The organism is Flavobacterium sp. GW823-FHT06G12, from assembly GCF_058794775.1.
In genome coordinates, this window is the sequence record NZ_JBXAHE010000006.1 from 65,292 (window position 1) to 88,944 (window position 23,653).

Here is a 23,653-nt window from a genome sequence, read left to right on the forward strand (position 1 = left end):
AATAAAAGCAGGAAAAAAATTACAATTTCACAATTAATTGAATTACATATATTTATCTATTTTAATGTAAAAAAATCGATAAAAAATTGCATTAATAAAAAGGAATATTAACTTTGTATGATTAAGTAATGAATAGGATGTATAATGAGTGTAATTGCAGAAATAATTGATACTCTTGAATATAAAGTTGAAAAGCTTTTTGAGAAATCAAAAGGCTTGGAGCAAAACAATCAAGTATTACGATTAGAATTAGCCAAAGCTGCGCAAATTATCCAGAAACAATCTGAGGAAATGGAAGCTTTGAAGAAGCAAAATGAAACACTTAAGATAGCCAATTCGTTGCTTGGCAGCGACAATAACAAGAGAGAGACAAAGCTTAAAATAAATTCATTAATTCGCGAAATTGATTACTGTATAGCACAACTATCAGATTAATAACATGGACGGAAAGCTTAGAATTAAAATATCAATTGCCGACCGCGTTTATCCACTTACGGTTGAACCCGCTCAAGAAGAAGGACTTAGAAGTGCTTCTAAAAAAATTGATGCCATGATCAAGCAGTTCGAAGAAAATTACGCGGTTCGTGACAAACAAGATGTTCTAGCAATGTGTGCATTACAATTTGCATCGCAAGTAGAACAAAAACAGATTGACAATACAATCGATGGAGAAGAGACTATCGAAAGAATTAAAAGATTAAATACGCTTTTAGATCAATATCTCGAAAAATAAACGTTCTTTACAGAAACTAAGATACTGCCTACATTAGTTCACAATTGGTAAACTCAACACTAACAATTTAGAATGAGCAAATCGTCGCTACTATAGTATGCCCTCCATTTGGCTGGGAAACTTGAACAGTGAGTTAGCTCAAAACTTGTCTTTACGAGTTTATACAAGCAATTAATGTAGGCTTTTTTTATATATAAACCCTAACAAACATGGACATCATAACGATCATTATTGGTATTGTAGGTATTGCAGCAGGATTTGCGATAGCTAAAATTATCGAGAAAAGTAATATTTCAAACCTAATTAAAAACGCTAAAAAAGAAGCAGCTTCTATCTTAAAAGACGCTAATTTGGAGGCCGAAAATATCAAAAAAGATAAAATTCTTCAAGCAAAAGAGCGTTTTATCGAACTTAAATCTGAGCACGAACAAGTTATTTTAGCACGTGATAAAAAAGTTGCTGAAGTAGAAAAACGTGTGCGCGATAAAGAATCTCAAGTTTCTAACGAACTTTCTAAAGCTAAAAAAGTAAACGAAGATTACGAATCTAAAACAGCTGAATACAATAACAAAATTGAAGTTTTAGATAAAAAACAAGCTGAAGTTGACAAACTTCACAAAAGCCAATTACAACAATTAGAAGTAATTTCTGGTCTTTCTGCTGAAGAAGCAAAAGAGCAATTGGTAGAAGGTTTAAAAGCTGAAGCTAAAACAAAAGCAATGTCTCATATTCAAGAAACTATTGAAGAGGCAAAATTGACTGCACAGCAAGAAGCTAAAAAAATAATCATCAACACTATTCAGAGAGTTGGAACAGAAGAAGCAGTTGAAAATTGCGTTTCTGTTTTCAATATCGAATCTGATGATGTAAAAGGTAGAATTATTGGTCGTGAAGGTCGTAACATTAGAGCTTTGGAAGCTGCAACTGGAGTTGAAATCATTGTAGACGATACACCAGAAGCTATCATTCTTTCTTGTTTTGATCCTGTTCGTAGAGAAATTGCTCGTTTGTCTTTACACAAATTAGTTACTGACGGACGTATTCACCCAGCTCGTATCGAAGAAGTTGTTGCTAAAACAGCAAAACAAATTGATGACGAAATTATTGAAGTTGGAAAACGTACTGTTATCGACTTAGGAATTCATGGTTTACACCCAGAATTAATTAAAGTTGTAGGTAGAATGAAATACCGTTCTTCTTACGGACAAAACTTATTACAGCACTCAAGAGAAGTTTCTAAACTTTGCGGTATCATGGCAGCAGAATTAGGACTAAATGTAAAACTTGCAAAAAGAGCTGGTTTATTACACGATATCGGAAAAGTGCCAGATACAGAAAGTGATTTACCTCACGCGCTTTTAGGTATGCAATGGGCAGAGAAATACGGTGAAAAAGAAGAAGTTTGCAATGCAATTGGAGCTCACCATGATGAGATTGAAATGAAATCTTTACTATCTCCAATCATTCAAGTTTGCGATGCTATTTCTGGAGCTAGACCAGGTGCAAGACGCCAAGTTCTAGATTCTTATATTCAGCGTTTGAAAGATCTTGAAGATGTTGCTTACGGATTTAGCGGTGTTAAAAATGCTTACGCTATCCAAGCTGGTAGAGAGCTTCGTGTAATTGTAGAAAGCGAAAAAGTTTCTGATGATAATGCTGCAAACTTATCTTTCGAAATTTCGCAAAAAATTCAAACAGAAATGACTTATCCTGGACAAGTAAAAGTTACAGTTATTAGAGAAACTAGAGCTGTAAATATTGCTAAATAATCTAAGGAATCATAAATAAAACAAAAGGCTGTCAATGACAGCCTTTTGTTTTTTATCTCTATTTCAAGTTTTACATATCATTAAAAATGATTTTAAAGCTGGTTCCCACTCCTACTTCACTTTCTACTTCAACCGTTCCTTTCATGGCTTCAATTTGATTTCTCGTAATATACAATCCTATTCCGCGAGCTTCTTCATGCTTATGAAATGTTTTATACATTCCAAACATTAAATCACCATATACTTTTAAATCGATTCCAAGTCCGTTATCTGTAATTGTAAGCGATTTAAAACCTTCTGGCTCTATAGCAAAATCAAAAGTAATTACTGGATCTCGATCTGGATGTGCATATTTAATTGCATTTGTCGTAAAATTGAGCAAAACGCTTTCCATATACGCCGGATTAAAATTAATCGTGAGGTACTTTGGGACGTTATTCACAATAGTCACTTTTCGCTGCTTATCATAACCTTTAATAGTCGATATCGTCTTTTCGATATACTCGCAAAGTTTTAGCGGAACAACTGCAATATTAATATTACTTTGTGTTTTTACAATTTGAGTAAGATTTGAAATCGTTTCATTCAAATCGTTTGAAACGGTTCTCAAATGTTCCAGCATTTCGGCTACAGTTTGCTTATTCACATCAGCATCTATAAAATCTAAAATTGATTTTATGTTTCCAGCCTGCGTATTTAAATTATGAGAAACAATATGAGAGAAGTTCAGCAAACGACTGTTCTGATCACTATACAATTTCATTGTTTTCACAAGTTCGAGTTCTTTCTCTTTTTGAGCCGAAACATCAGTATGAGTTCCAATTACACGCAAAGGCCTTCCGTTTTCATCACGTTTAATTACTTTTCCTCGATCTAAAATCCACTTATAGTTACCACTAGAAGTCATTACACGATGATAATTTTCGTAAAACGGAATCTTATTATCAAAATGTTCGTGAATATCAGAGTAATATTTGGGAAGATCATCAGGATGTACAATTTTATCCCAACGCTCAGGATCATCAAAAATATCAGTCGATTCTAACTCTAAAATTTTAAGAGACAAAGAAGAGTAAAAGACACTATTTGTAACCATATCCCAATCCCAAATTCCGACTGTAGAAGCATCTAAAGCAAATTGAAAACGTTCTTCAGAAATTCTAAGTTTTTCTTCTTTATCCTTTATTTCGGTAATATCCGAAACATGACCATAGAAAATTACATTTCCATTTATAGAAGATTCCGTTTTAGAGGCAACTTTAAACCATCGAATCCCTTTTTTTGGAAGCACAGCTCTAAACTCAATTTCCCATGGCTTTATTTCTTTCCTAGCTTTGACCAAAGACTGAAAAAAAAGCTCACGATCCTGTGGAAGAATTCGATCGTAGATTACAAACTTTATATCATTATTAAAATCCGCGGCAGAAAGTTCAAATATCTCATCTGCCGATTTACTTACGAGAGGAAAAGTATAATTATTATCGGAATCAATACTAAATTGAAAAAGCAGGTCGGGCATTTCGGCCAACAATTTTTTATAAAAATTATTTACCTCCAAGCAATCGTCATTTCCATACAAATCAAAAACCATATGCTACTTTTTTATGTAAATAAAATATTCAGAACTTATTTGGAAAAGCAAAAACAAACTGCAATGCTTTATTTTACTCCAGTTAAAAACAAAATTTTAACACAATATATAAATTTATAGAACAAAAAAACACAATTCAACAAAAATTATTTCCTAGGATGAAAACTATGCATTACTTCTTTTAGAAAACTGCGATCCAAATGCACATAGATTTCTGTTGTTGTAATAGACTCATGCCCCAACATTAATTGAATAGATCTTAAGTCTGCACCATTCTCAAGCAGATGTGTAGCAAAAGAATGCCTCAACGTATGCGGACTTATATTCTTTTTAAGCCCCACTTTTTCAGCAAGATCTTTTATGATAGTAAAAACCATTGCACGTGTTAACTGATTTCCTCTTCTATTTAAGAATAAAGTATCTTCCGCTCCTTTTTTTATAATGAGATTGCAACGAATCGCATTTCGATATATATCAATATATTTTTGAGTTAGAGGCCCAATTGGAACAAATCTTTCTTTATTTCCTTTTCCAGTAATTTTAATAAATCCTTCATCAAAAAAGAGATCAGAAATTTTAAGCGAAATCAATTCAGAAACACGTAAGCCGCAGCCATATAAAGTTTCGAGCATCGCTCTATTTCGTTCGCCCTCGTTAGTACTTAAGTCGATGGTTTCAATCAAAGCATCAATTTCCTGAAGTGATAAAGTATCTGGTAGTTTACGGCCAGTCTTTGGAGCTTCAATTAATTCTAACGGATTATCGTTTCTATAATCTTCAAAAACCAGATAATTAAAAAAACTTTTAAGTCCAGAAATAATCCTTGCCTGTGACCTCGGATTAACTTCTTTGGCTACCGAATAAATAAATTGTTGTAAGGTTTCATCGGAAATTTTTATTGGAGAGATATCAATCTGATTGGTTTCTAAAAACAGACATAAACGTTCAATATCAAAGCCGTAGTTTTCGATCGTATTTTTAGACAAACCTCTCTCAATCCTTAAGTATGATTGATAATCTTTTATATATCTACTCCAATTCATATCTACAAAGTAAGTGATTTTTTGGCATAAAAAAACCTTCCTTAAAAAAGGAAGGTTCTTCAAATATTTTTTAATTTCTTAATTAAATTTATAAGCTGCAGTTATAGCAAAAACACTATTTTTTGGGCTATCATAATATTCATCCCAAGTATCTGCATTGTTATCTGCTATATTAGACAAACCTACTGTATAACGCGCACCAACTGAGAAATTATCTGTAAAGTTATATCCTAATCCAAAGTTAAATCCTGTATCAACAGATTTGAAACCATCTTTAACATCTTCTCCATCACTTTTCGCAGAAACTAAAAATCCTATTTGTGGACCCGCCTCAGCAGTAAATTGTTTTGTGATATAAAACTTCGCTAAAACAGGAACGTTAATATAATTTAATTTAGTATCATACTTATCACCTGCAAATTTCAATTTAGCACCTTGCGTAGAAAACAAAACCTCTGGCTGAATAGCTAATCTTTCAATAACTTTAATCTCAGCGAAACCTCCAACTTGAAAACCTACTAAAGAGCTAGCATCCCAATAATTTCCACCAGCAAAAGTTGTGATATTAAGACCTCCTTTTACTCCAAATCTTGTTGACTGAGCATTTGCAAATGTAAAAGCCATAATTGCAATGGCAGATAAAATAATTTTTTTCATTCTAAATTTGTTTTGGGTTAAATTTAATTAGCCAAATATAAAAATATTCTTCATAAATCTATATTAGGAATTTAACAAATAAAATAGTAACTATTACATTATTTGTTAATTTTAAATTAAGCCAATTTAAAAATTAGAGTTTTCGGCACAAAAAAAGCCCTCCTCGAAATTGAGGAAGGCCTTTTAAAATTAACTAACTGTTTTTTTCTTAGAACTTGTAAATAACTCCAAAACTTACGTCTCTTAAGTCAGTACCAAAACCAAATGAATTAGTTTTATCAGCTCCATGACCACCATTATTGTTTACACTATATCCTAAACCTAACCAAGTAGCTTCAATAGCAAAATGATTAGACAAGAAATAGCTTAAACCTAAACCAATGTTAGCTCCAATTTCGTTTGATTTAGCATCGCTTGGTTTATACTTGTAGTTTGTAAAATCAAGACCAGCTTGTCCATAAACTGAAAATTGAGAAGCAGGAGTAAAATAATATCTACCAAAAGCTCCAGCTGTAAATGAATTTGTTTTGTTATCGCCTTCTTTATCTGTACCAAAACCTAATTTTGCACCAATTGCAATGTTTTCAGTAACAAAATACCCAACTTTTGGCTCAACTTCAAAACCACTGCTCTTAGCATCTCCTTCTTTTGTTGAACTTACATTTAAAGCTCCAGAGATAAAAGTGTCCCCTTTTGAAAATCCTCCAGTCTGTGCATTAGCAAATGTAAAGCCTAATACTGCAATAGCAGTTAAAACAATTTTTTTCATAATTTTTTCAAATATTACTTGATTAATATTCGACAAAACTAAGATTACACTTACAAAATAAACTCCGCAATAAGCTTAAAAAGTATCAAAATAAGACAGAAAAAAATTACCAAAAAAATAGCTGATTTTCAGATTAGTAACAGATTACAAACGGCTTTAAAACCTTAAAATTTACTTTTCGGTGGGAATTTTATTAATTATTTAATCGAAAATATAATGCAATAAAATGCTAAATATGTAGTTTTGATCTATAAATAACATTTAAAATACCAATTTTTAAAAACCTTTTTATGAAGAAAATATTTTTAGCAGCTGTTATGTTTATCGCAACATCAGCGGCAGTAAACGCACAATTTGTACAAATCGGGGTAAAAGCGGGGGTTAACTTTGCTAATCAAACTGGAGGTTCTGACTTTAATGGAATTTCTGTTGACAAAGAAGGAATTACAAGTTACCACGCAGGTCTTGTAGCAGAACTTAAATTATTAGAAAAATTCTCAATTCAGCCAGAACTTTTATATACTACTCAAGGAGCAACTTATAAAAATGCTGTTTCAGAATTTAAAAATGAAATGGGATATATTGCTATTCCAGTAATGGCAAAAATCTATATGACTAAATCTCTTAGTTTAGAACTTGGTCCACAGGCATCATTCCTTGTTAGCAATAAAAAAGAATTTGATGTTGCAGATCCAAAAACATTTGACTTTTCTCTTAACGCAGGCTTAGGATTAAAAGTTGTTGGAGGTCTTTTCGTTCAAGCTCGTTACGGTATTGGTTTGACAGAAATTTCAAAAGAAGCTGATTTTAAAAACTCTGTATTCCAACTTTCAGCTGGATACATGTTCTAAAAATATATCACATACTTTTACAAAAACCGCCCTATTTATTAGTGCGGTTTTTTTTATTTTTACACTTACATGTGAAATGTCATTTGTAAAAATGTAAATGCATTCACATCGCTTAATTAAAAAACAAATTACTTTATGAAAATCTGCATTATCAACGGACCAAATTTGAATCTTTTAGGAAAAAGAGAACCTGAAGTTTATGGAAGCCAAACTTTCGAAGATTATTTTGAAACGTTGAAACAAAAATTTCCAAATATTGAACTTTCTTATTATCAAAGTAATATTGAAGGCGAACTAATTGGAAAAATTCAAGAATGCGGCTTTACTTTTGACGGAATTATTTTGAATGCAGGTGCTTATACACATACTTCTATTGGTTTAGGAGATGCTATGAAAGCCGTTACAACTCCTGTAATTGAAGTGCATATTTCTAATACTTATGCTAGAGAAAGTTTCAGACACCAATCTTATTTATCTGGAAATGCAAAAGGTGTTATTTTAGGTTTCGGACTTAAAAGTTACGAATTGGCTATTCAATCCTTTCTATAAAAACATTTTTATTGCACGAAGTTGGAATTACCAAAAACTAAAGAATTTCAACTTCGTTCAACTTGATATGTTATCTCATTTAATGTCTTAGAATTTAACAAATTATTAATAAGCTCAGATTTAACTTATTATATTTTTGTAAGACAAGCCACACTACATGAGAAACTTTACTTTATTTTCCTTCTTATTTTTTTCTATTACTACCTTTTCACAAATTAAAGGAACTATAACAGATGACAAAGGAAATCCGCTTCCTTTTGTATCGGTTTTTGAAGAAAACACTTATGCAGGAACCACTTCAAATGAGCAGGGAAAATATCAGCTTAATGTAAAAGAAATTGGAAAAAACAAAATTACATTTCAATATTTAGGCTTTAAAACTCAAAAAATAGCCGTTGTCGCCGGAAACAAAACCGTTACTTTAGACGTTCAGCTCCAAGAAGAAAGTTTTGCTTTAAATGAAGTAATTATCGATCCTAAAAACAATCCAGCAAATGCCATCATAAAAAGTGCAATAGCTCATAAAAAAGAAAACTCGGATAAAACTGAAAGATATACAGCCGATTTTTATTCAAAAGGAATGTTTAAAGTAAAAGATCTTCCTAAAAAAATACTGGGCAAAAAAGTAGAACTTGGCGATGATATGGCTTCTAATTTAGATTCGACGGGAACTGGAATCTTATATTTATCTGAAACGATATCTAAAGTTAGCCTTGAAAAACCAAACAAGTTTAAAGAAAATATTATTGCTTCTAAAGTTTCAGGAAACAATCGTGGCTATAGTTATAATACAGCAGCATTATCAAATTATGACTTTTATGACAACACTTTAGATTTTGATGTAAAACTCATCTCACCTATCGCAGACAATGCTTTCAATTATTACAAATACAAATTAGAAAGCACTTTTTACGATGACAACAATCAGCAGATTTATAAAATCAAAGTCATTCCGAAACGAGATAAAGAACCTGTTTTTGAAGGATACATTTATATTGTAGATGATAGTTTTGCCATTTATGCCATTGATTTAGACATCAAAGGATATCGAATGAAAAATGAATTTACAGAAATAATGACTTTAAAACAGAGTTTCAGCTACAACACCAAAAATAAAATCTGGTCAAAAAATGCGCAGACACTTTCTTTTAATGCTGGAATTTTTGGCGTAAAGTTCTCTGGAAATTTCAATTATGTTTATTCTAATTATGAATTTCCTGCCTCATTTGAAAAGAAAACTTTTGGAAACGAGCTCGTAGCTTTTGATCTCAATGCCAATAAAAAAGATGATGCTTTCTGGAATGAAATTCGTCCCATTCCGTTAACGATTGAAGAAAGCAGTGATTATGCAAAAAAAGATAGTTTGCAGACTATTAGAAAATCAAAAAAATATACCGATTCTATTGATGCAAAAAACAACAAATTCAAGGTTTGGGATATTTTAATGGGTTACGATTATAAAAATACTTTTAAGAAATATTCTTTTGACTATAAAGGCTTATTGAATATTTCTTCATTAAGTTTCAATACTGTTCAAGGTTTTAATTTGGATTCTGGCTTCTCTTTTAAAAAATGGAATGAAGAAGAAGGAAAAAGTACTTCGATAAGTACTACTTTTAATTATGGATTTTCTGACGAACGTTTTCGCGCAATTGGAGAATTCAGTCATCGATTCAACACTATTAATTATGCTACAATTTGGGGTTCTGGAGGAACAAAAACTGCTCAATTTAATAGTGCCGAACCAATTTCAAAATTTATTAATTCTATAAGCTCTCTATTTTTTAAAGACAACTACATGAAGCTTTATAACTTAGAATTTGCTGAAATTAATTACGGACAAGATATTGCTAATGGAATAAATCTTACTGGAAAAATTGGTTACGAGCAGCGAAAACCGCTTTTGAATACAACCGATTATTCATTCTTTAAAAAAGATGATCTTTACTCCTCAAATAATCCGTTAGCGCCAAACGATTTTACAACTCCAGCTTTTGATCAGCATCATTTGTTTAAAGCGCTTCTGACAACGAAGATCAATTTTGGAAACAAATATATTTCAAGACCTGACGGAAGATTTAATTTTAAAGACGATAGATATCCGACGGTTTATTTAGCATTCGAAAAAACCTTTGCAGCAAGCGAAAAAAAGTACGAATATGAACGAATTGGAGCTTCCGTTCAATATGATTTATCGCTTGGTAATAAAGGTCTTTTAGGAACCAATTTTAGAGGAGGAAAATTCTTCAATGCTGAGAATATTTCGTTTATTGATTACAGACATTTTAACGGAAACCAAACTCATATTGGAACAAGTGAACGCTATCTAAATGTTTTCAACATGATGCCGTATTATTCTAACAACACAAACGATAGTTATTTTGAAATGCATACCGAATACAATGATACGGGCTTTATTATGAATAAAATTCCGTTATTGAATCTTTTAAAATCAACTATGAATATCGGATTTCATGCTTTGGCAATTCCAGACAAAAAACCATATTCTGAATTTACAATTGGTTTAGACAATTTAGGTTTCGGAAAATTCAAATTATTCAGAATCGATTATGTTCATTCTTACCAAGGTGGCATCCAACAAAATGGTGTTCTATTTGGATTGAAGATTTTAAATGCATTAGATTAAAAGGTTCTAAGGTTCTGAGATGCTAAGATTCTAAGTTTTTTTTAGTACTTAATACTTTTTTATTCAGACTAAACAAAGTCAAAGCCCACGTGAAGCTTTTTAAATTAATCTTTGTCAAAGTTTAAAACTTTGACAAAGAAAAAAAAACTTAGAATCTTAGCATCTCAGAACCTTAGTGTCTTAAGAATAATCATCTGGCTCAACATGTATTAAAACGTGCCCAAGTTCTGGAATTTCTTTTCTCAAAGTATCTTTTAATTCGTGTGCTAAATCATGTCCTTCTTTTACTGAAATTTTTGCCGAAACAATTGCGTGAAGATCTACATGGTATCTCATTCCTGCTTTACGAATAAAACATTTTTCTGTTCCAAGAATTCCTGGAACTAATAAAGCTTTTACACGAATTTCTTCAACTAAATCTTCATGAAGATTTTCGTCCATAATTTCACCAAGTGCAGGTCTAAAGATTTTATAACTATTATAGAGAATAAAAAAAGCTGCAAAAAGCGCTGCCCAATCATCTGCAGATTCATAACCTTTTCCCATAATCAGCGCAATCGAAATTCCGATAAACGCTGCAACAGAGGTTATAGCATCACTACGATGATGCCAAGCATCAGCAGCAAGAGAGGTACTATTGGTTTGCTTGCTTCGCTTCATAACCAAACGGAATGAATACTCTTTCCAAATTATGATAGCTCCCAAAACATAAAGCGTCCAAGATTCTGGCAAATCATGATCACTTCCAATATTGGCAATACTTTCATATCCAATAATTGTTGCTGAAGTAATTAGGAAACCAACAACTAAAAATGTTATTAAAGGCTCTGCACGACCGTGTCCATAAGGATGATTTTCATCTGCTGGTTTATTCGAATATTTGATTCCAAAAAGCACCAAAAAAGACGAAAATATATCTGTCGTTGATTCTATTGCATCGGCAATCAAGGCATAAGAATTGCCAAAAAAACCTGCGAGACCTTTTATAATGGCCAGGCAGGTATTTCCTATTATACTAAAAATAGTAGCTTTTATAGCTTTTTGTTCGTTTGTCATTTAGACTATTTTTTTTAGCCACGAATTACACAAATTACACGAAGATTAGCTTTGTGTTTTATTTTACTAATTTTTAAAAATTAAAATCGCAAAATTAAATTTCAAAAATAAAAATTAGTGCAATTTTTGTAATCTGTGGCTATAAACTTTTAAGCTCTCACGATTTTAGCTCCAATTGCTCTCAAACGTTCGTCGATACGCTCGTATCCACGATCGATTTGTTCGATATTTTGAATTGTACTAGTTCCTTTTGCAGAAAGCGCAGCAATCAACAATGAGATTCCCGCACGAATATCAGGAGAAGACATTGTAGTTGCTTTTAATTGAGATTCGAAATTATGCCCCATAACCACAGCTCTGTGCGGATCACATAACATGATTTTTGCTCCCATATCGATCAATTTATCCACGAAAAATAAACGGCTTTCGAACATTTTTTGGTGAATTAAAACGTCTCCTTTTGCTTGAGTTGCCACAACCAAAACGATACTTAATAAATCTGGCGTAAATCCTGGCCATGGCGCATCGGCAATAGTTAAGATAGAACCGTCAATATCTGTTTTTACTTCATATCCATCTTTGTGAGCAGGAATATAAATATCATCATTACGTTTTTCAACTGTAATTCCAAGCTTTCTAAACGTATTTGGAATCAAACCTAAGTTTTCCCAGCTTACATTTTTGATTGTAATTTCGCTTTTTGTCATAGCCGCAAGACCAATCCAAGAACCGATTTCGATCATATCTGGAAGAATTCTATGCTCACAACCTCCAAGACTTTCAACACCTTCGATAGTCAATAAGTTAGATCCAACTCCAGTAATTTTAGCTCCCATAGAGTTCAGCATTTTACACAATTGCTGTAAGTATGGTTCGCAAGCTGCGTTGTAAACTGTAGTTGTTCCTTTTGCTAAAACTGCAGCCATTACAATATTTGCAGTTCCAGTTACAGACGCTTCATCCAAAAGCATATCTGTTCCTTTAAGACCTTCTTTTGGAGTTTCTACTCCATAAAAATGATCTTCTCTATTGTATCTAAATTTTGCTCCAAGGTTAATAAAACCTTCAAAGTGAGTATCTAATCTACGGCGACCGATTTTATCTCCACCTGGTTTTGGAATATATCCTTTTCCGAAACGAGCCAAAAGAGGGCCAACAATCATAATAGAACCACGAAGCGCTCCTCCTTCTTTCTTGAAAGCTTCAGTTTCTAAATATCCAACATTAACTTCGTCAGCTTGAAAAGTAATTGAACCTGGTTCGTTACGTTGAATTTTCACCCCTAAATTCCCCAACAAAGTGATTAATTTATTGATGTCTATAATATCAGGAATGTTATTAATTTTTACTTTCTCTCCTGTTAGAAGCACGGCACATAAAATTTGTAATGCCTCATTCTTTGCTCCTTGCGGAGTGATTTCTCCTTTTAAAGGAGTTCCTCCTTCGATTTTAAAAATTCCCATAGATCTTGTTTAGGTTCTTTCAAAGTTTCTAAGATTCTGAGATTCTAAGATTCTAAGTAAAAAAACTCAGCAACTTAGTAGCTTAGCAGCTTAGCAGCTTTTTTTTATTTTTGTTTTTGTTTATTTTTTAAGCATCTAAGTAAAAAAAAAAACTTAGCAACTTGGAGCTTAGCCTCTTAGTCGCTTTTTCTTACTTTTGATTATTGTTTTTTTGAAATGTCTTTTTTTGACCGCCTTTGTTATTGTTTTTGTTATTCTGCGTTTTTGGCTGTGTTCCAGAAGCTGTTTTATTAGACATGCGTTTATTAGTGCGCATTAAATCTGTTGTATTCAACAATTCTTCTGTACTGTGTAGTAAATTAATTTTACCGCCAGATAATTCATATAAATGCTCAAAAATCACATCATCTTTTACTGTGTCTTTGTTCCAGCTTAAAAACGACTTTTTCATGTGATTGGCAATTACCATTATCAGCGCATTTTTCATTTCGCCTTCTTCCCATTTATTAGCAACTTCAATCATATATTTGATGTTATTGCCATAAAATCTATATTTTGGAAAGTTCTGCGGATATTGCAAAGTTTCAGGTTTTAACTGCAATACATCGCGAGACGGAATTGGGTATGGCGATTCTACATTCAGTTTGAAATCAGACATAATAAAAAGCTGATCCCAAAGTTTATGCTGAAAATCTGGTACGTCACGCAAATGCGGATTTAGGCTTCCCATAACCTGAATGATATATTTCGCGGCTTTATTGCGTGTTTCATCATCTTCGATTGCAGTTGCCTGATCGATCAATTTTTGTAAATGACGCCCATATTCTGGGATAATTAAACGTTGTCTTTCAGAATTGTATTCCAAATTATACACAACGTCGCTTGCGGCTTCTCTTTTATATTTTTCGATCATAAGTTTATAATGAAACTATACCTTCTATTGTAGAAACTTCTTTGTATTTACTAATCACATCGTCTGAGCTGTGCATCGTAACATCTACAGAAACACTGGTAAATTTACCTGTTTTAGATTTTGTTGTTTTAATAACCGCTCCCATTCTATCAAAAGCTTTTTCAACACGCTCTACATTATCACCTACAGAAGGCACAATAAACTTATACAAATATTCTGCTGGCCAAGTGTTTGCGTTATCAAGTTCTACTTTTAATCTTTCGTAAAATTCGGCGGTGTTTTTTTCTTTATCGTTCTCCATTCGTAATTAAAAATAAACGCAAATATACGGTTTTGATTTTAGACTTTTGAGTTTAGATTTTAGATTTTTTTTGGGCTTAAAACTTTGTTTTAAAGGGACAAAGTTACTAAGGCGCAAAGGTGCAGAGAAAAAAGCAATCGAAGATTATTTCTTTGTAAAATTTACGCTTATATTTGAGAAAATAATCCTTAAAATATTTCTCAAAAAGTTTATCAGAAGGACTCATACAACTTACTGTTTGTCATTTCGACGAAGGAGAAATCTCCGTAAGTAACTCCTCACGGTATTTCGCCAACCTTTGTCGAGCTTCTCGTGGAGATTTCTCCTTCGTCGAAATGACAATATTGTGGAAAAACTTTACGTCTCTGTGACTTTGCGAGATTAAAAACACATTACAATGAAAAAACTCCTTTTACTTTTTATCGTTCTTACCTTAAATTCGATTCAAGCACAAGAAGTCAAAACACTGACTTATTTCCAAAACGACACTTTAAAACTTGATTTAGATTTATATCTACCAAAGAAAAAAGCTGGCGAAAAAATCCCGTTAATTATGTTTGCTTTTGGTGGAGGATTTTCTGGCGGAGAACGCACTAGCGAAAAAGATTTTGGTTTATTCATGGCTAAAAATGGTTATGCAGTTGCAAGCATTTCGTACAGTCTATACATGAAAGGAAAAGATTTTGGCTGTAAAGGAACTTTAACCGAAAAAATAAAAGCAATACAAATTGGCGTGAGCGATATGTGGCAAGCAACGGCTTTCTTAATTGAAAATGCAGACAAATACAATCTTGATACTTCAAAAATCTTTATTTCCGGAATAAGTGCGGGAGCCGAAATTGGTTTTCATGCTTCGTTTTGGGATTATAAATTAATGAATTTATACAAAAGCAATTTGCCCGAAAACTTTAAATACAAAGGTTTCATTGGAGGCTCAGGAGCGATTCAGGATATTAATCTGATTACAAAAGAAAAAGCAATTCCAATGTTACTGGCGCATGGAAACAATGACGACACGGTTCCGTATGCTGCAGGTTCACATCGTTCTTGCCCAACAAATGCTTCTGGCTGGCTGATTCTTTTTGGCTCTTATGCAGTCTACAATCAAATGAACGATTTACATAAAGATATTGAACTAATTACTTTTTGCGGCGGCGGACATGAATTCTCGGGTTATCTTTTTCATGAAGGACAGCAGTATGTTTTAGATTTTGTGAATGATGTTTTGAATGGTAAAAAATTCCAATCGCATTTGATTGTTCCTTCTAAAAATGGCAAAAGTTCTGGGAAGTATTCGTTTTGTGAGTAATTCTTAAAGTAAAACAATGAAAGTTGATTATAAAAATTTTGAAATTGAAGTTATTGATGATAAAAATTACATTTTGAATTCAAGCAATAATTTACGTCAATATCAAAAAGTTTATTATGAAGAAAGTGAATTTCACTGTAGTAGTAAGCACGCTGTCATTATTAAAGAACATGGAATCGAGATTTCAAATGCAATAATTTGTGAAACTGAGGGCGCAACAGGAATATATGAAAACTCATACATCATTGAAAATGATAAAATATGGATTCGTGTTTCCAATAAAATTTACTGTTTAAAAATTCCTTCATTAGAAATTATATGGCAAAAAGAGTTTGATCAATTCACCAACTTTTGTTTTTACAAACTTGAAGAAGATTTCCTTATTCATGGAGAATTAGAAATTTTCAGAATAACAAAAAATGGAGAGATTATCTGGCGTTTTGGAGGAAGAGATATTTGGATAAATCCTGAAAGCAGTGAAGAGCTTATTATTAAAGATAATGTTATACTTTTAGTAGATTTTGAATCGAACAGATACATTCTTGATTTTGATGGAAATTTATTAGAAGACATCTCAAAATAATAAAAAAAGAAATAGCTACAGATATTTGGCTAAAGCCAAGATTTTAAAACCATTTAAATCCGTTAGTTAAAACCAACGGCAATTCAAATAAAATTTGCTCCGCTGGAGCAAAATATTACATTTAGAGTTTGGTTTCCTGCAAGGTTTTCAAAACCTTGTAGGTTTCTAAATACGAATTATTAATTAGGTGAAAAGAGAAAAAATAATACCTACAAGGTTTTGAAAACCTTGCAGGAGAAAAAAATACAAAATAATTCAAAAAAAAAAACATTTCTCCTTTTTTAGCCCTGATGGAAGCGGAAATCCTTTTACTTTTTTCTTTAAAAAGCAAAAGATTGGAGCGGACAGCAGGAACCCATGATAGCTAAAAATGCCAAATCTTTCGCTTCAAGTAAAAATTCTTTTTAATTATGAATAAGTTTAGGTAAATTTGCCCTTTATTTTTAGAATAGTGCAAAAAGAAATTATAGTCCTGCTTGGCGGACCTGGTACTGGAAAATCAACACTTATTAACGAATTGGTAGCTCGTGGCTTTTGCTGCTATCCTGAAATCTCAAGACAGGTTACCATGAAAGCGCAACAAGAAGGCATTGAGCAATTGTTTCTAGAACAGCCACTTTTGTTTAGCGAAATGTTATTGGAAGGTCGTATTGAACAATACAAAAACGCTCTTGAAGAACCTGATAATGTAGTTTTTATTGATCGCGGTATTCCTGATGTGGTAGCTTATATGGATTATATTGGCGATGAATATCCGGAAAATTTCACAAAAGCTTGTGAAGACTATAAATACACTAAAACTTTTATTCTGCCACCTTGGGAAGAAATCTACCAAAGTGATGCAGAACGCTATGAAAATTTTGATCAGGCAGTAAAAATTCAAGATCATCTTATTGAAACCTATAAAAAATACGGTTACGAACTGATTGAAGTTCCTAAAGATACGGTTGAAAACAGAATTCTTTATATCTTAGACAAAATTTAGCGGTATGGTTTAAAGTTGTAAAACTAGAAACTGTTTTTCTAAATTTTTAACTTTAAAACTAAAGCAATGCTCGGAGCGCAGGATATTCTTCTAAAATACTGGAAACACGACAGTTTTAGACCGTTGCAAAAAGAAATTATTGACTCTGTTCTTGAAGGACAGGATACTTTTGCCGTACTTCCTACGGGCGGCGGAAAATCGATTTGTTTTCAGGTTCCCGCCATGATGCAGGAAGGAATCTGTCTTGTTATTTCTCCTCTAATTGCTTTAATGAAAGATCAGGTTGCCAATCTGCAAAAAAGAGATATTAAAGCAATTGCTCTTACAGGCGGAATTCATACCGAAGAATTGATCGATCTTCTAGACAATTGCCAATACGGAAATTACAAATTCTTATATCTATCTCCAGAAAGATTACAGTCGGACTGGATTTTGGAGCGTATTAAAAATTTACCCATAAATTTAATTGCTATTGACGAAGCGCACTGTGTTTCGCAATGGGGTCATGATTTTAGACCTGCTTATCTTAAAATTTCAGAACTTAAAAAACACTTTCCGAAAATTCCTTTTTTGGCTTTAACAGCAACGGCAACTCCGAGAGTTATTGAAGATATCAGAACACAATTAGAATTAAAAAATCCAAGACATTTTCAACAATCGTTTGAGCGAAAAAACATTGCTTATATGGTTTTTGAAGTTGAAGATAAACTTTATAGAACTGAACAAATTCTTAAAAAAAATCCGCAGCCTTCTATTATATATGTACGAAATCGTAAAGCGTGTTTAAACATGTCTTCTCAATTGCAATCTTTAGGATTCACTTCGACTTATTATCACGGTGGTCTTTCGGCTAAAGAAAAAGACAAAAACATGCAATTATGGATGTCACAACAAGCTCAGGTTATTGTGGCAACAAATGCTTTTGGAATGGGAATTGACAAAGACAATGTTAAAACTGTTATTCATACACAGCTTCCAGAAAATATAGAAAATTATTATCAAGAGTCTGGCAGGGCTGGACGAAATGGCGAAAAAGCTTTTTCGGTTTTGCTTTACAATAATTCAGACATGATCCAGACCGAACAGCAGTTTATAAATATTCTTCCTGATAAGAAGTTTTTAAAAACGATGTACATCAAACTCTGCAATTATTTTCAGATTGCATACGGCGAAGGTTTAGACGAAACTTTCTCGTTCAAATTGAATCATTTTTGCAATAAATACGAATTCCCTACTCTCAAAACATACAATGCTTTGCAGTTTTTGAGCCAGCAAGGAATTATTACAATGTCTCAGGAATTTTCAGAAAAAATTAGCGTACAATTCTTGATTGAGTCTAAAGAAGTGATTCGATATATGAGCTTGAATCCGAATGATGAAGAAATTATTTTGGCAATTTTAAGAACTTATCCAGGCATTTACGATGTAAAAGCTAATTTGAATTTAGGATTAATTGCAAAAAAATCAAATCGGTCTGAAGAACAAATTATTGCGGTTTTAGAAAAACTGAAAGAAAAAGAAATTATAGAATACAAATCTAAAAACAACGACGCTACCATTTTATTTAATGAAGTCCGTGAAGACGACCTTACTATAAATAGGGTTTCAAAGTATTTAGAAAAGCAAAATGAAGTTAAAAAAGAACAGCTTTTGTCTGTTTTACATTATATAAAAGACAATAAAACCTGCAAAAACAGATTGGTTTTAAACTATTTTGGAGAAGAAACCAGAGAAAATTGCGGCATTTGTTCGTACTGCATTACACTAAAAGGAAAAATTACCGAAGCCGATTCGATTGCAGATAGGATTTTATCTCTATTGAAAAACGCTTCGCTGACTTCGAGAGAAATTGAAAACCAGATAAAAATGAATAGCAAAGATATTCTATCGGTTCTTCAGGAATTACTCGAAAATAATCATATCATTATACAAGCGAATAATAAATACACTTTAAAATCATAATGGAGAAATTGAGAATTATATTTATGGGAACGCCAGAATTTGCTGTTGGCATTTTGGATACCATTATCAAAAATAACTACGAAGTCGTGGGCGTAATTACTGCCGCAGACAAACCAGCAGGTCGCGGACAAAAAATAAAATATTCTGCAGTAAAAGAATATGCGCTTGCAAACAATCTTACTTTATTACAGCCAACTAATTTAAAAGATGAAAGTTTCTTAGCAGAATTAAAAGCGTTAAATGCTAATTTACAAATCGTAGTTGCTTTTAGAATGCTACCAAAAGTGGTTTGGAAAATGCCTAGTTTAGGAACTTTTAATCTTCATGCTTCACTGCTTCCAAATTATCGTGGAGCCGCTCCAATTAACTGGGCAATTATTAACGGTGAAACTAAAACTGGAGTTACCACTTTTTTTATAGATGATAAAATTGATACTGGTGCAATGATTTTAAATTCTGAAATCAATATTGAACCAGAAGAAACGGCAGGACAACTGCATGATCGTTTAATGGAATTAGGAAGCACAACTGTAATTGATACTTTAAAGGTTATTGAAAACGGAAATGTTACCACAACAATTCAAGAAGATAATGACGATATTAAAACGGCTTACAAACTAAATAAAGAAAACTGCAAAATTGATTGGACCAAATCTGGGACAGAAATCAACAACTTAATTCGAGGTTTAAGTCCTTATCCCGCTTCTTGGTGTTTTTTGAAAGACCAAAATGAAGAATTAAACATCAAAATTTATGAAGCCAAACTAGTCTCAGAATCACACTCTTATGAGATTGGAAAGCTAATTAGTACTAAAAAAGAAATCAAAATTGCAATAAAAGATGGCTTTATTCAGTTATTAAGTCTACAATTTCCAGGAAAAAAGAGAATGCTTGCTTCAGAATTATTAAATGGAGTGAGTTTTTCGGAGTCTGCAAAAGTGTATTAAGGTCAGTAAAACAGGGGTTTGCACCTACTTTTTATCGATAAACAACACTCTTTATGAACAAAAAAAGCAAGTTATTAACAATTTTTGCTAAAAATAAAGAAAACACTTGCACGCAACGGATTTCCTACTAAATTTGTGTATTAACAATTTTTTTTAACCAACAATTAATAACTAATTATTATGAACAAATCAGAATTAATCGATGCTATCGCTGCTGATGCAGGAATTACAAAAGCTGCGGCGAAATTAGCTTTAGAGTCTTTTTTAGGTAATGTAGGAACTACTTTGAAAAAAGGTGGAAGAGTTTCATTAGTAGGTTTCGGATCATGGTCAGTATCTTCAAGAGCTGCTAGAGACGGTAGAAACCCTCAAACAGGAAAAACTATCAAAATCGCAGCTAAAAACGTTGTAAAATTCAAAGCTGGAGCTGAATTAGAAGGTGCAGTGAACTAAGTAAGAAAGTTCTCTAAACTTATAATATAATTAAAACCTTCCATATGGGAGGTTTTTTTATGCGGTTTAACGATTTTTTTTGTGATTTTAATTTTTTTATGATTAAATTTAATAAAAATTGTAACCGTATGATTTCAGAAAAATTAAAAAAAGGACACCTGCTTATTGCCGAGCCTTCAATAATTGGAGATTTATCTTTTAACAGATCGGTAATTTTATTAGCAGACCATAACAAAGAAGGATCAATAGGTTTTATAATTAATAAGCCATTAAAATATACTATTAATGACTTAATCCCTGAGATTGATGCTAACTTTAAGATATATAACGGAGGCCCTGTAGAACAAGACAACCTTTATTTTATCCATAATATTCCTGAGTTAATTCCAAACAGTGTGGAGATTTCAAATGGAATTTATTGGGGAGGCGATTTTGAGTCCACCAAAGACCTTATAAACAACGGATCTATTAGCAAAAATAATATTCGTTTTTTCTTAGGTTATACCGGTTGGGAAGAAAATCAGCTTGAGAATGAGATGCAAGGAAACTCTTGGATTATTGCTGATAATAATTATAAAAATAAAATTATCGGAAAATCTACCACTCACTTTTGGAAAGAGCAGATTATTGAGCTAGGCGGTGATTATCTTATTTGGTCTAACGCACCAGAAAATCCATATCTGAATTAATTTTCAGCTATGGATTCATTTAGTTTCTGCACTAATAAATGAGCCAGATTTGTTGTAAACTCTTTTTTTCGATATTTAGTTATCGGCTGTATTCCCATGATTACATTAGTCAGAAATAATTCGTCTGCTTTTTGAAGATCAAATGGCGAAATTATTTCTTCTAGCACTTCTATGCCTTCTATTTTTTTAGCAATCGCTAAAATTTGTTTACGCATAACTCCGTTTAAAGCTCCTTCTGAAACTGGAGGAGTAATAAGCTTTTTACCTGTTAGCATAAAAATATTTCCCTGAAGTGCCTCGACTACATTTTTACTGTCATTTAGCAAAATGCAATTGGCAAGGTTATTTTCGTGCGCATAGATGCTTCCAGTAACATTAATCATTTTATTAGTCGTTTTAAGAGACGACAATAACTGTTTTGTCACATAGAAATCCTTATACAAATCTACTTCGTATTCGTTTGAATTTATAGTATAAGAAACACTCTCAATTGGAGTTGCATTGATTAAGAATGAGATATCATTAGTTTTCGGAAGATACAAACCGCCATCATTTCTAAAAACTGTTATTCTTGCACGAGCTGAAGATGCAATTCCTTGTTCTTTTACCAAGTTCAGAATTTGCTCTTCAAAATATTCCATTGTAAAATCCATCGGAATCATCATTCTCGCTACTCGCATAGAAGCCATTAGTCTAAAATAATGATCCTCAAGAAACAAGATTTTTCCATTGATAATTTTTACTGTTTCAAAGATACCGTCTCCGTATAAAAAAGCGCGGTTTTGAGTTAATATTGTATCTTCTTGCGTTATGTTTCCGTTAAAATTAATCATAAAAAAACCCTGAATTTTGTTCAGGGCAAATATAAGGTATAAAATAGACTTTTACTAAACAGATCCTATAAGATGTTTTAGATCTGAAATTTGGTTCTCCCACAATTGTTTAGCCTCGCCTAATTCTTCTTTATCAGCAAAATCGACTACCATAAGCGATACATCTTTAGTCAACTCATCAACTAAAATATGAAGTTCAAAAAAGTACTCGGTATCTTTACTGCTATCATCAACCCATTTGAATTTTACTTTTTCTCCAGATTTTTTTGAAGCCAAACGTGCTTTTTCCTGCGAATCATTCCAGATGAAAGTAAAAATTTCACCTCTTGAATTAACATTGTCAGCAAACCATTCTTGTAAACCTGACGGCGTTGATATATATTGATACAATAATTGTGGCGAAGAATTGATCGGAAACTCGATTTCGTAACGTATTTTTGAATCCATGTGCTACTTTTAATTTTTTCGAAATATAAGAATATATGTCCAAAAACAATGCATTTTTAAAAATATTTTTTTTTCTTCAATTTATGCTTGCACGCTTTAATATTATTTCTATCTTTGCACCCGCAATCACGAATTCATGATAGCAGTCCAGGCGAGGTAGCTCAGTTGGTTAGAGCGCAGGATTCATAACCCTGAGGTCACGGGTTCAACTCCCGTCCTCGCTACTTAGAAGGTAAAACCCTTAAGCAGAAATGTTTAAGGGTTTTTTATTATTTTTAAATAAAAATCAATCCTATTTTTATGGAAGGCGAAACAAATTTGAGCACTATTTTAGAGAATCTTAATCCTCTTCTTAATAACGGAAAGTATGTTTTCACCAAAGTAGATTCTTTAGATTTAATTCCTTTTTCTAAAATTTTATTTCTATTTAAAGAGCAAGAAGGAATTACAGTTGTACTAGAAAAACACTTTGCAGAAGAACTTAATCTTAACTTCTCTTATGTTGCTTCTTGGATTACTTTAGAAGTTCATTCTTCTTTGGCTGCAGTAGGTTTAACTGCTGCATTTTCTCAAGCTTTAGGAAAAGCCAATATAAGCTGCAATGTAGTTGCTGCCTATTTGCACGACCATATATTTGTTGATGAAAATGACGCGCAAAAAGCAATGGATGTATTGCTAAAATTAAAAGAGGAGAATAAAAAATATTTGTAATTAAAAAATCAAAAAATATCCGCAAAAACTGCCATTAAAATAGTTATTTTGCAAAGGTAATTTACAAACATATGGATATAGTTAAATTTAAGATCACATCAAAAACAATAAAAGTCGAAGTGCGCAATTCGAATAATTATGTTTTTAACTTTAATACTGCTTTAGAAATTGATAAAGCAGATCGTGATGTTTTATTAAAACTATATAATGCCTTAGATCTTCTTTTTAAGAAAGAAGCAACTATCGAAAATAAAAACTATATTTCGCCAAATCAAACGAATATATTAGATCAGATTTCTGCTGCCGATTTAGAAAAGGAAAATCAATAACTAATTCCCTTTTCTTCTTTATAATTTAAAGTCTCTGAATAACATTCAGGGACTTTCTTTTTA

25 protein-coding genes and 1 tRNA gene are annotated in these 23,653 nt (G+C 32.3%); 16 read left to right on the forward strand and 10 right to left on the reverse strand.

The window, feature by feature from the left end; genetic code table 11:
* Positions 1 to 144: 144 nt before the first annotated feature.
* The 3 genes from AC1Q5Z_RS20770 (at position 145) to rny (ending at position 2,502) form a co-directional block, all read left to right on the forward strand.
* A complete protein-coding gene (locus tag AC1Q5Z_RS20770; RefSeq protein WP_198858206.1) occupies positions 145 to 435 on the forward strand; it encodes a hypothetical protein in 291 nt (96 codons plus the stop codon).
* Between the two features lie 4 nt (positions 436 to 439).
* On the forward strand, positions 440 to 733 hold the full coding sequence (locus AC1Q5Z_RS20775) for a cell division protein ZapA (RefSeq protein WP_198858207.1): 294 nt from the start codon (positions 440 to 442) through the stop codon (positions 731 to 733).
* Positions 734 to 942: 209 nt separating this feature from the next.
* Positions 943 to 2,502, forward strand: a complete 1,560-nt coding sequence (gene rny / locus AC1Q5Z_RS20780) for a ribonuclease Y (RefSeq protein WP_198858208.1) — start codon at positions 943 to 945, stop codon at positions 2,500 to 2,502.
* A 70-nt stretch (positions 2,503 to 2,572) separates the two neighbouring features.
* On the opposite strand, the gene AC1Q5Z_RS20785 is transcribed toward rny, so the two are convergent.
* The 4 genes from AC1Q5Z_RS20785 to AC1Q5Z_RS20800 all read right to left on the reverse strand — a co-directional run bounded on the left by AC1Q5Z_RS20785 (position 2,573) and on the right by AC1Q5Z_RS20800 (position 6,562).
* Entirely contained in the window at positions 2,573 to 4,093 is a 1,521-nt protein-coding gene (locus tag AC1Q5Z_RS20785; RefSeq protein WP_343588490.1) for a PAS domain-containing sensor histidine kinase, read from the reverse strand.
* 146 nt (positions 4,094 to 4,239) lie between these two features.
* Entirely contained in the window at positions 4,240 to 5,136 is an 897-nt protein-coding gene (gene xerD, locus AC1Q5Z_RS20790) for a site-specific tyrosine recombinase XerD (RefSeq protein ID WP_343588491.1), read from the reverse strand.
* 78 nt (positions 5,137 to 5,214) lie between these two features.
* Entirely contained in the window at positions 5,215 to 5,793 is a 579-nt protein-coding gene (locus AC1Q5Z_RS20795; RefSeq protein WP_198858211.1) for a porin family protein, read from the reverse strand.
* A gap of 208 nt (positions 5,794 to 6,001) precedes the next feature.
* A complete protein-coding gene (locus tag AC1Q5Z_RS20800) occupies positions 6,002 to 6,562 on the reverse strand; it encodes an outer membrane beta-barrel protein (RefSeq protein ID WP_343588492.1) in 561 nt (186 codons plus the stop codon).
* 290 nt (positions 6,563 to 6,852) lie between these two features.
* On the opposite strand from AC1Q5Z_RS20800, the gene AC1Q5Z_RS20805 reads away from it, so the two are divergent.
* The 3 genes from AC1Q5Z_RS20805 to AC1Q5Z_RS20815 all read left to right on the forward strand — a co-directional run bounded on the left by AC1Q5Z_RS20805 (position 6,853) and on the right by AC1Q5Z_RS20815 (position 10,609).
* Positions 6,853 to 7,413, forward strand: coding sequence for a porin family protein (locus AC1Q5Z_RS20805; protein WP_198858213.1), 561 nt, complete (start codon positions 6,853 to 6,855; stop codon positions 7,411 to 7,413).
* Positions 7,414 to 7,548: 135 nt separating this feature from the next.
* Positions 7,549 to 7,962 carry a type II 3-dehydroquinate dehydratase gene (gene aroQ / locus AC1Q5Z_RS20810; protein WP_198858214.1) on the forward strand — a complete coding sequence of 138 codons (414 nt, stop codon included), beginning with the start codon at positions 7,549 to 7,551 and terminating at the stop codon, positions 7,960 to 7,962.
* A gap of 157 nt (positions 7,963 to 8,119) precedes the next feature.
* Entirely contained in the window at positions 8,120 to 10,609 is a 2,490-nt protein-coding gene (locus AC1Q5Z_RS20815; RefSeq protein ID WP_492446670.1) for a DUF5686 and carboxypeptidase regulatory-like domain-containing protein, read from the forward strand.
* Between the two features lie 180 nt (positions 10,610 to 10,789).
* Here the strand turns inward: AC1Q5Z_RS20815 and AC1Q5Z_RS20820 are convergent, their stop codons facing one another.
* From AC1Q5Z_RS20820 to AC1Q5Z_RS20835, 4 genes are all read right to left on the reverse strand, one after another.
* A complete protein-coding gene (locus AC1Q5Z_RS20820; RefSeq protein ID WP_343588494.1) occupies positions 10,790 to 11,665 on the reverse strand; it encodes a cation diffusion facilitator family transporter in 876 nt (291 codons plus the stop codon).
* A 149-nt stretch (positions 11,666 to 11,814) separates the two neighbouring features.
* Positions 11,815 to 13,128: a UDP-N-acetylglucosamine 1-carboxyvinyltransferase gene (gene murA, locus AC1Q5Z_RS20825; RefSeq protein WP_144338813.1), complete on the reverse strand. Its 1,314-nt coding sequence runs from the start codon at positions 13,126 to 13,128 to the stop codon at positions 11,815 to 11,817.
* A gap of 190 nt (positions 13,129 to 13,318) precedes the next feature.
* Positions 13,319 to 14,041 (reverse strand): DUF4290 domain-containing protein, encoded by a 723-nt coding sequence (locus tag AC1Q5Z_RS20830; RefSeq protein WP_198858217.1) that lies wholly within the window; start codon positions 14,039 to 14,041, stop codon positions 13,319 to 13,321.
* Positions 14,042 to 14,045: 4 nt separating this feature from the next.
* A complete protein-coding gene (locus tag AC1Q5Z_RS20835; RefSeq protein ID WP_111285800.1) occupies positions 14,046 to 14,342 on the reverse strand; it encodes a DUF493 family protein in 297 nt (98 codons plus the stop codon).
* A 397-nt stretch (positions 14,343 to 14,739) separates the two neighbouring features.
* Here AC1Q5Z_RS20835 and AC1Q5Z_RS20840 point away from each other — a divergent pair, with 397 nt between their 5' ends.
* The 7 genes from AC1Q5Z_RS20840 (at position 14,740) to AC1Q5Z_RS20870 (ending at position 21,270) form a co-directional block, all read left to right on the forward strand.
* On the forward strand, positions 14,740 to 15,651 hold the full coding sequence (locus AC1Q5Z_RS20840) for an alpha/beta hydrolase family protein (RefSeq protein ID WP_492446673.1): 912 nt from the start codon (positions 14,740 to 14,742) through the stop codon (positions 15,649 to 15,651).
* Positions 15,652 to 15,667: 16 nt separating this feature from the next.
* Entirely contained in the window at positions 15,668 to 16,234 is a 567-nt protein-coding gene (locus AC1Q5Z_RS20845) for a hypothetical protein (RefSeq protein WP_488755788.1), read from the forward strand.
* 451 nt (positions 16,235 to 16,685) lie between these two features.
* Positions 16,686 to 17,219: an AAA family ATPase gene (locus AC1Q5Z_RS20850; protein WP_343588497.1), complete on the forward strand. Its 534-nt coding sequence runs from the start codon at positions 16,686 to 16,688 to the stop codon at positions 17,217 to 17,219.
* A gap of 66 nt (positions 17,220 to 17,285) precedes the next feature.
* Positions 17,286 to 19,181, forward strand: a complete 1,896-nt coding sequence (locus tag AC1Q5Z_RS20855; protein WP_198858221.1) for a RecQ family ATP-dependent DNA helicase — start codon at positions 17,286 to 17,288, stop codon at positions 19,179 to 19,181.
* Positions 19,181 to 20,128: a methionyl-tRNA formyltransferase gene (gene fmt / locus AC1Q5Z_RS20860; RefSeq protein WP_492446676.1), complete on the forward strand. Its 948-nt coding sequence runs from the start codon at positions 19,181 to 19,183 to the stop codon at positions 20,126 to 20,128. Before AC1Q5Z_RS20855 ends, fmt begins: the two co-directional genes overlap by 1 nt.
* Before the next feature lie 180 nt (positions 20,129 to 20,308).
* The gene (locus tag AC1Q5Z_RS20865; RefSeq protein ID WP_008464760.1) at positions 20,309 to 20,581 is read left to right on the forward strand and encodes an HU family DNA-binding protein; all 273 of its coding nucleotides are present in this window, start codon (positions 20,309 to 20,311) and stop codon (positions 20,579 to 20,581) included.
* A gap of 128 nt (positions 20,582 to 20,709) precedes the next feature.
* Complete coding sequence (locus AC1Q5Z_RS20870) at positions 20,710 to 21,270, forward strand: YqgE/AlgH family protein (protein WP_008464759.1); 561 nt, start codon at positions 20,710 to 20,712, stop codon at positions 21,268 to 21,270.
* Here AC1Q5Z_RS20870 and AC1Q5Z_RS20875 read toward each other — a convergent pair.
* The gene (locus tag AC1Q5Z_RS20875) at positions 21,267 to 22,103 is read right to left on the reverse strand and encodes an aminotransferase class IV (RefSeq protein WP_492446677.1); all 837 of its coding nucleotides are present in this window, start codon (positions 22,101 to 22,103) and stop codon (positions 21,267 to 21,269) included. The genes AC1Q5Z_RS20870 and AC1Q5Z_RS20875 overlap by 4 nt on opposite strands.
* A gap of 54 nt (positions 22,104 to 22,157) precedes the next feature.
* Positions 22,158 to 22,550, reverse strand: a complete 393-nt coding sequence (locus AC1Q5Z_RS20880; protein WP_198858224.1) for an START-like domain-containing protein — start codon at positions 22,548 to 22,550, stop codon at positions 22,158 to 22,160.
* A gap of 150 nt (positions 22,551 to 22,700) precedes the next feature.
* On the opposite strand from AC1Q5Z_RS20880, the gene AC1Q5Z_RS20885 reads away from it, so the two are divergent.
* From AC1Q5Z_RS20885 to AC1Q5Z_RS20895, 3 genes are all read left to right on the forward strand, one after another.
* A tRNA-Met gene (locus tag AC1Q5Z_RS20885) sits at positions 22,701 to 22,774 on the forward strand.
* 76 nt (positions 22,775 to 22,850) lie between these two features.
* Positions 22,851 to 23,261, forward strand: a complete 411-nt coding sequence (locus tag AC1Q5Z_RS20890) for an ACT domain-containing protein (protein ID WP_492446678.1) — start codon at positions 22,851 to 22,853, stop codon at positions 23,259 to 23,261.
* Positions 23,262 to 23,332: 71 nt separating this feature from the next.
* Entirely contained in the window at positions 23,333 to 23,590 is a 258-nt protein-coding gene (locus AC1Q5Z_RS20895) for a hypothetical protein (protein WP_198858226.1), read from the forward strand.
* Positions 23,591 to 23,653 lie beyond the last annotated feature (63 nt).

What these genes read in the sequence shown, in the direction of transcription:
- AC1Q5Z_RS20770 (WP_198858206.1), top strand. Translation starts at nt 145, where the DNA reads ATGAGTGTAATTGCAGAAATAATTGATACTCTTGAATATAAAGTTGAA.
- AC1Q5Z_RS20775 (WP_198858207.1), top strand. Translation starts at nt 440, where the DNA reads ATGGACGGAAAGCTTAGAATTAAAATATCAATTGCCGACCGCGTTTAT.
- rny (WP_198858208.1), top strand. Translation starts at nt 943, where the DNA reads ATGGACATCATAACGATCATTATTGGTATTGTAGGTATTGCAGCAGGA.
- AC1Q5Z_RS20785 (WP_343588490.1), bottom strand. Translation starts at nt 4,093, where the DNA reads ATGGTTTTTGATTTGTATGGAAATGACGATTGCTTGGAGGTAAATAAT.
- xerD (WP_343588491.1), bottom strand. Translation starts at nt 5,136, where the DNA reads ATGAATTGGAGTAGATATATAAAAGATTATCAATCATACTTAAGGATT.
- AC1Q5Z_RS20795 (WP_198858211.1), bottom strand. Translation starts at nt 5,793, where the DNA reads ATGAAAAAAATTATTTTATCTGCCATTGCAATTATGGCTTTTACATTT.
- AC1Q5Z_RS20800 (WP_343588492.1), bottom strand. Translation starts at nt 6,562, where the DNA reads ATGAAAAAAATTGTTTTAACTGCTATTGCAGTATTAGGCTTTACATTT.
- AC1Q5Z_RS20805 (WP_198858213.1), top strand. Translation starts at nt 6,853, where the DNA reads ATGAAGAAAATATTTTTAGCAGCTGTTATGTTTATCGCAACATCAGCG.
- aroQ (WP_198858214.1), top strand. Translation starts at nt 7,549, where the DNA reads ATGAAAATCTGCATTATCAACGGACCAAATTTGAATCTTTTAGGAAAA.
- AC1Q5Z_RS20815 (WP_492446670.1), top strand. Translation starts at nt 8,120, where the DNA reads ATGAGAAACTTTACTTTATTTTCCTTCTTATTTTTTTCTATTACTACC.
- AC1Q5Z_RS20820 (WP_343588494.1), bottom strand. Translation starts at nt 11,665, where the DNA reads ATGACAAACGAACAAAAAGCTATAAAAGCTACTATTTTTAGTATAATA.
- murA (WP_144338813.1), bottom strand. Translation starts at nt 13,128, where the DNA reads ATGGGAATTTTTAAAATCGAAGGAGGAACTCCTTTAAAAGGAGAAATC.
- AC1Q5Z_RS20830 (WP_198858217.1), bottom strand. Translation starts at nt 14,041, where the DNA reads ATGATCGAAAAATATAAAAGAGAAGCCGCAAGCGACGTTGTGTATAAT.
- AC1Q5Z_RS20835 (WP_111285800.1), bottom strand. Translation starts at nt 14,342, where the DNA reads ATGGAGAACGATAAAGAAAAAAACACCGCCGAATTTTACGAAAGATTA.
- AC1Q5Z_RS20840 (WP_492446673.1), top strand. Translation starts at nt 14,740, where the DNA reads ATGAAAAAACTCCTTTTACTTTTTATCGTTCTTACCTTAAATTCGATT.
- AC1Q5Z_RS20845 (WP_488755788.1), top strand. Translation starts at nt 15,668, where the DNA reads ATGAAAGTTGATTATAAAAATTTTGAAATTGAAGTTATTGATGATAAA.
- AC1Q5Z_RS20855 (WP_198858221.1), top strand. Translation starts at nt 17,286, where the DNA reads ATGCTCGGAGCGCAGGATATTCTTCTAAAATACTGGAAACACGACAGT.
- fmt (WP_492446676.1), top strand. Translation starts at nt 19,181, where the DNA reads ATGGAGAAATTGAGAATTATATTTATGGGAACGCCAGAATTTGCTGTT.
- AC1Q5Z_RS20865 (WP_008464760.1), top strand. Translation starts at nt 20,309, where the DNA reads ATGAACAAATCAGAATTAATCGATGCTATCGCTGCTGATGCAGGAATT.
- AC1Q5Z_RS20870 (WP_008464759.1), top strand. Translation starts at nt 20,710, where the DNA reads ATGATTTCAGAAAAATTAAAAAAAGGACACCTGCTTATTGCCGAGCCT.
- AC1Q5Z_RS20875 (WP_492446677.1), bottom strand. Translation starts at nt 22,103, where the DNA reads ATGATTAATTTTAACGGAAACATAACGCAAGAAGATACAATATTAACT.
- AC1Q5Z_RS20880 (WP_198858224.1), bottom strand. Translation starts at nt 22,550, where the DNA reads ATGGATTCAAAAATACGTTACGAAATCGAGTTTCCGATCAATTCTTCG.
- AC1Q5Z_RS20890 (WP_492446678.1), top strand. Translation starts at nt 22,851, where the DNA reads ATGGAAGGCGAAACAAATTTGAGCACTATTTTAGAGAATCTTAATCCT.
- AC1Q5Z_RS20895 (WP_198858226.1), top strand. Translation starts at nt 23,333, where the DNA reads ATGGATATAGTTAAATTTAAGATCACATCAAAAACAATAAAAGTCGAA.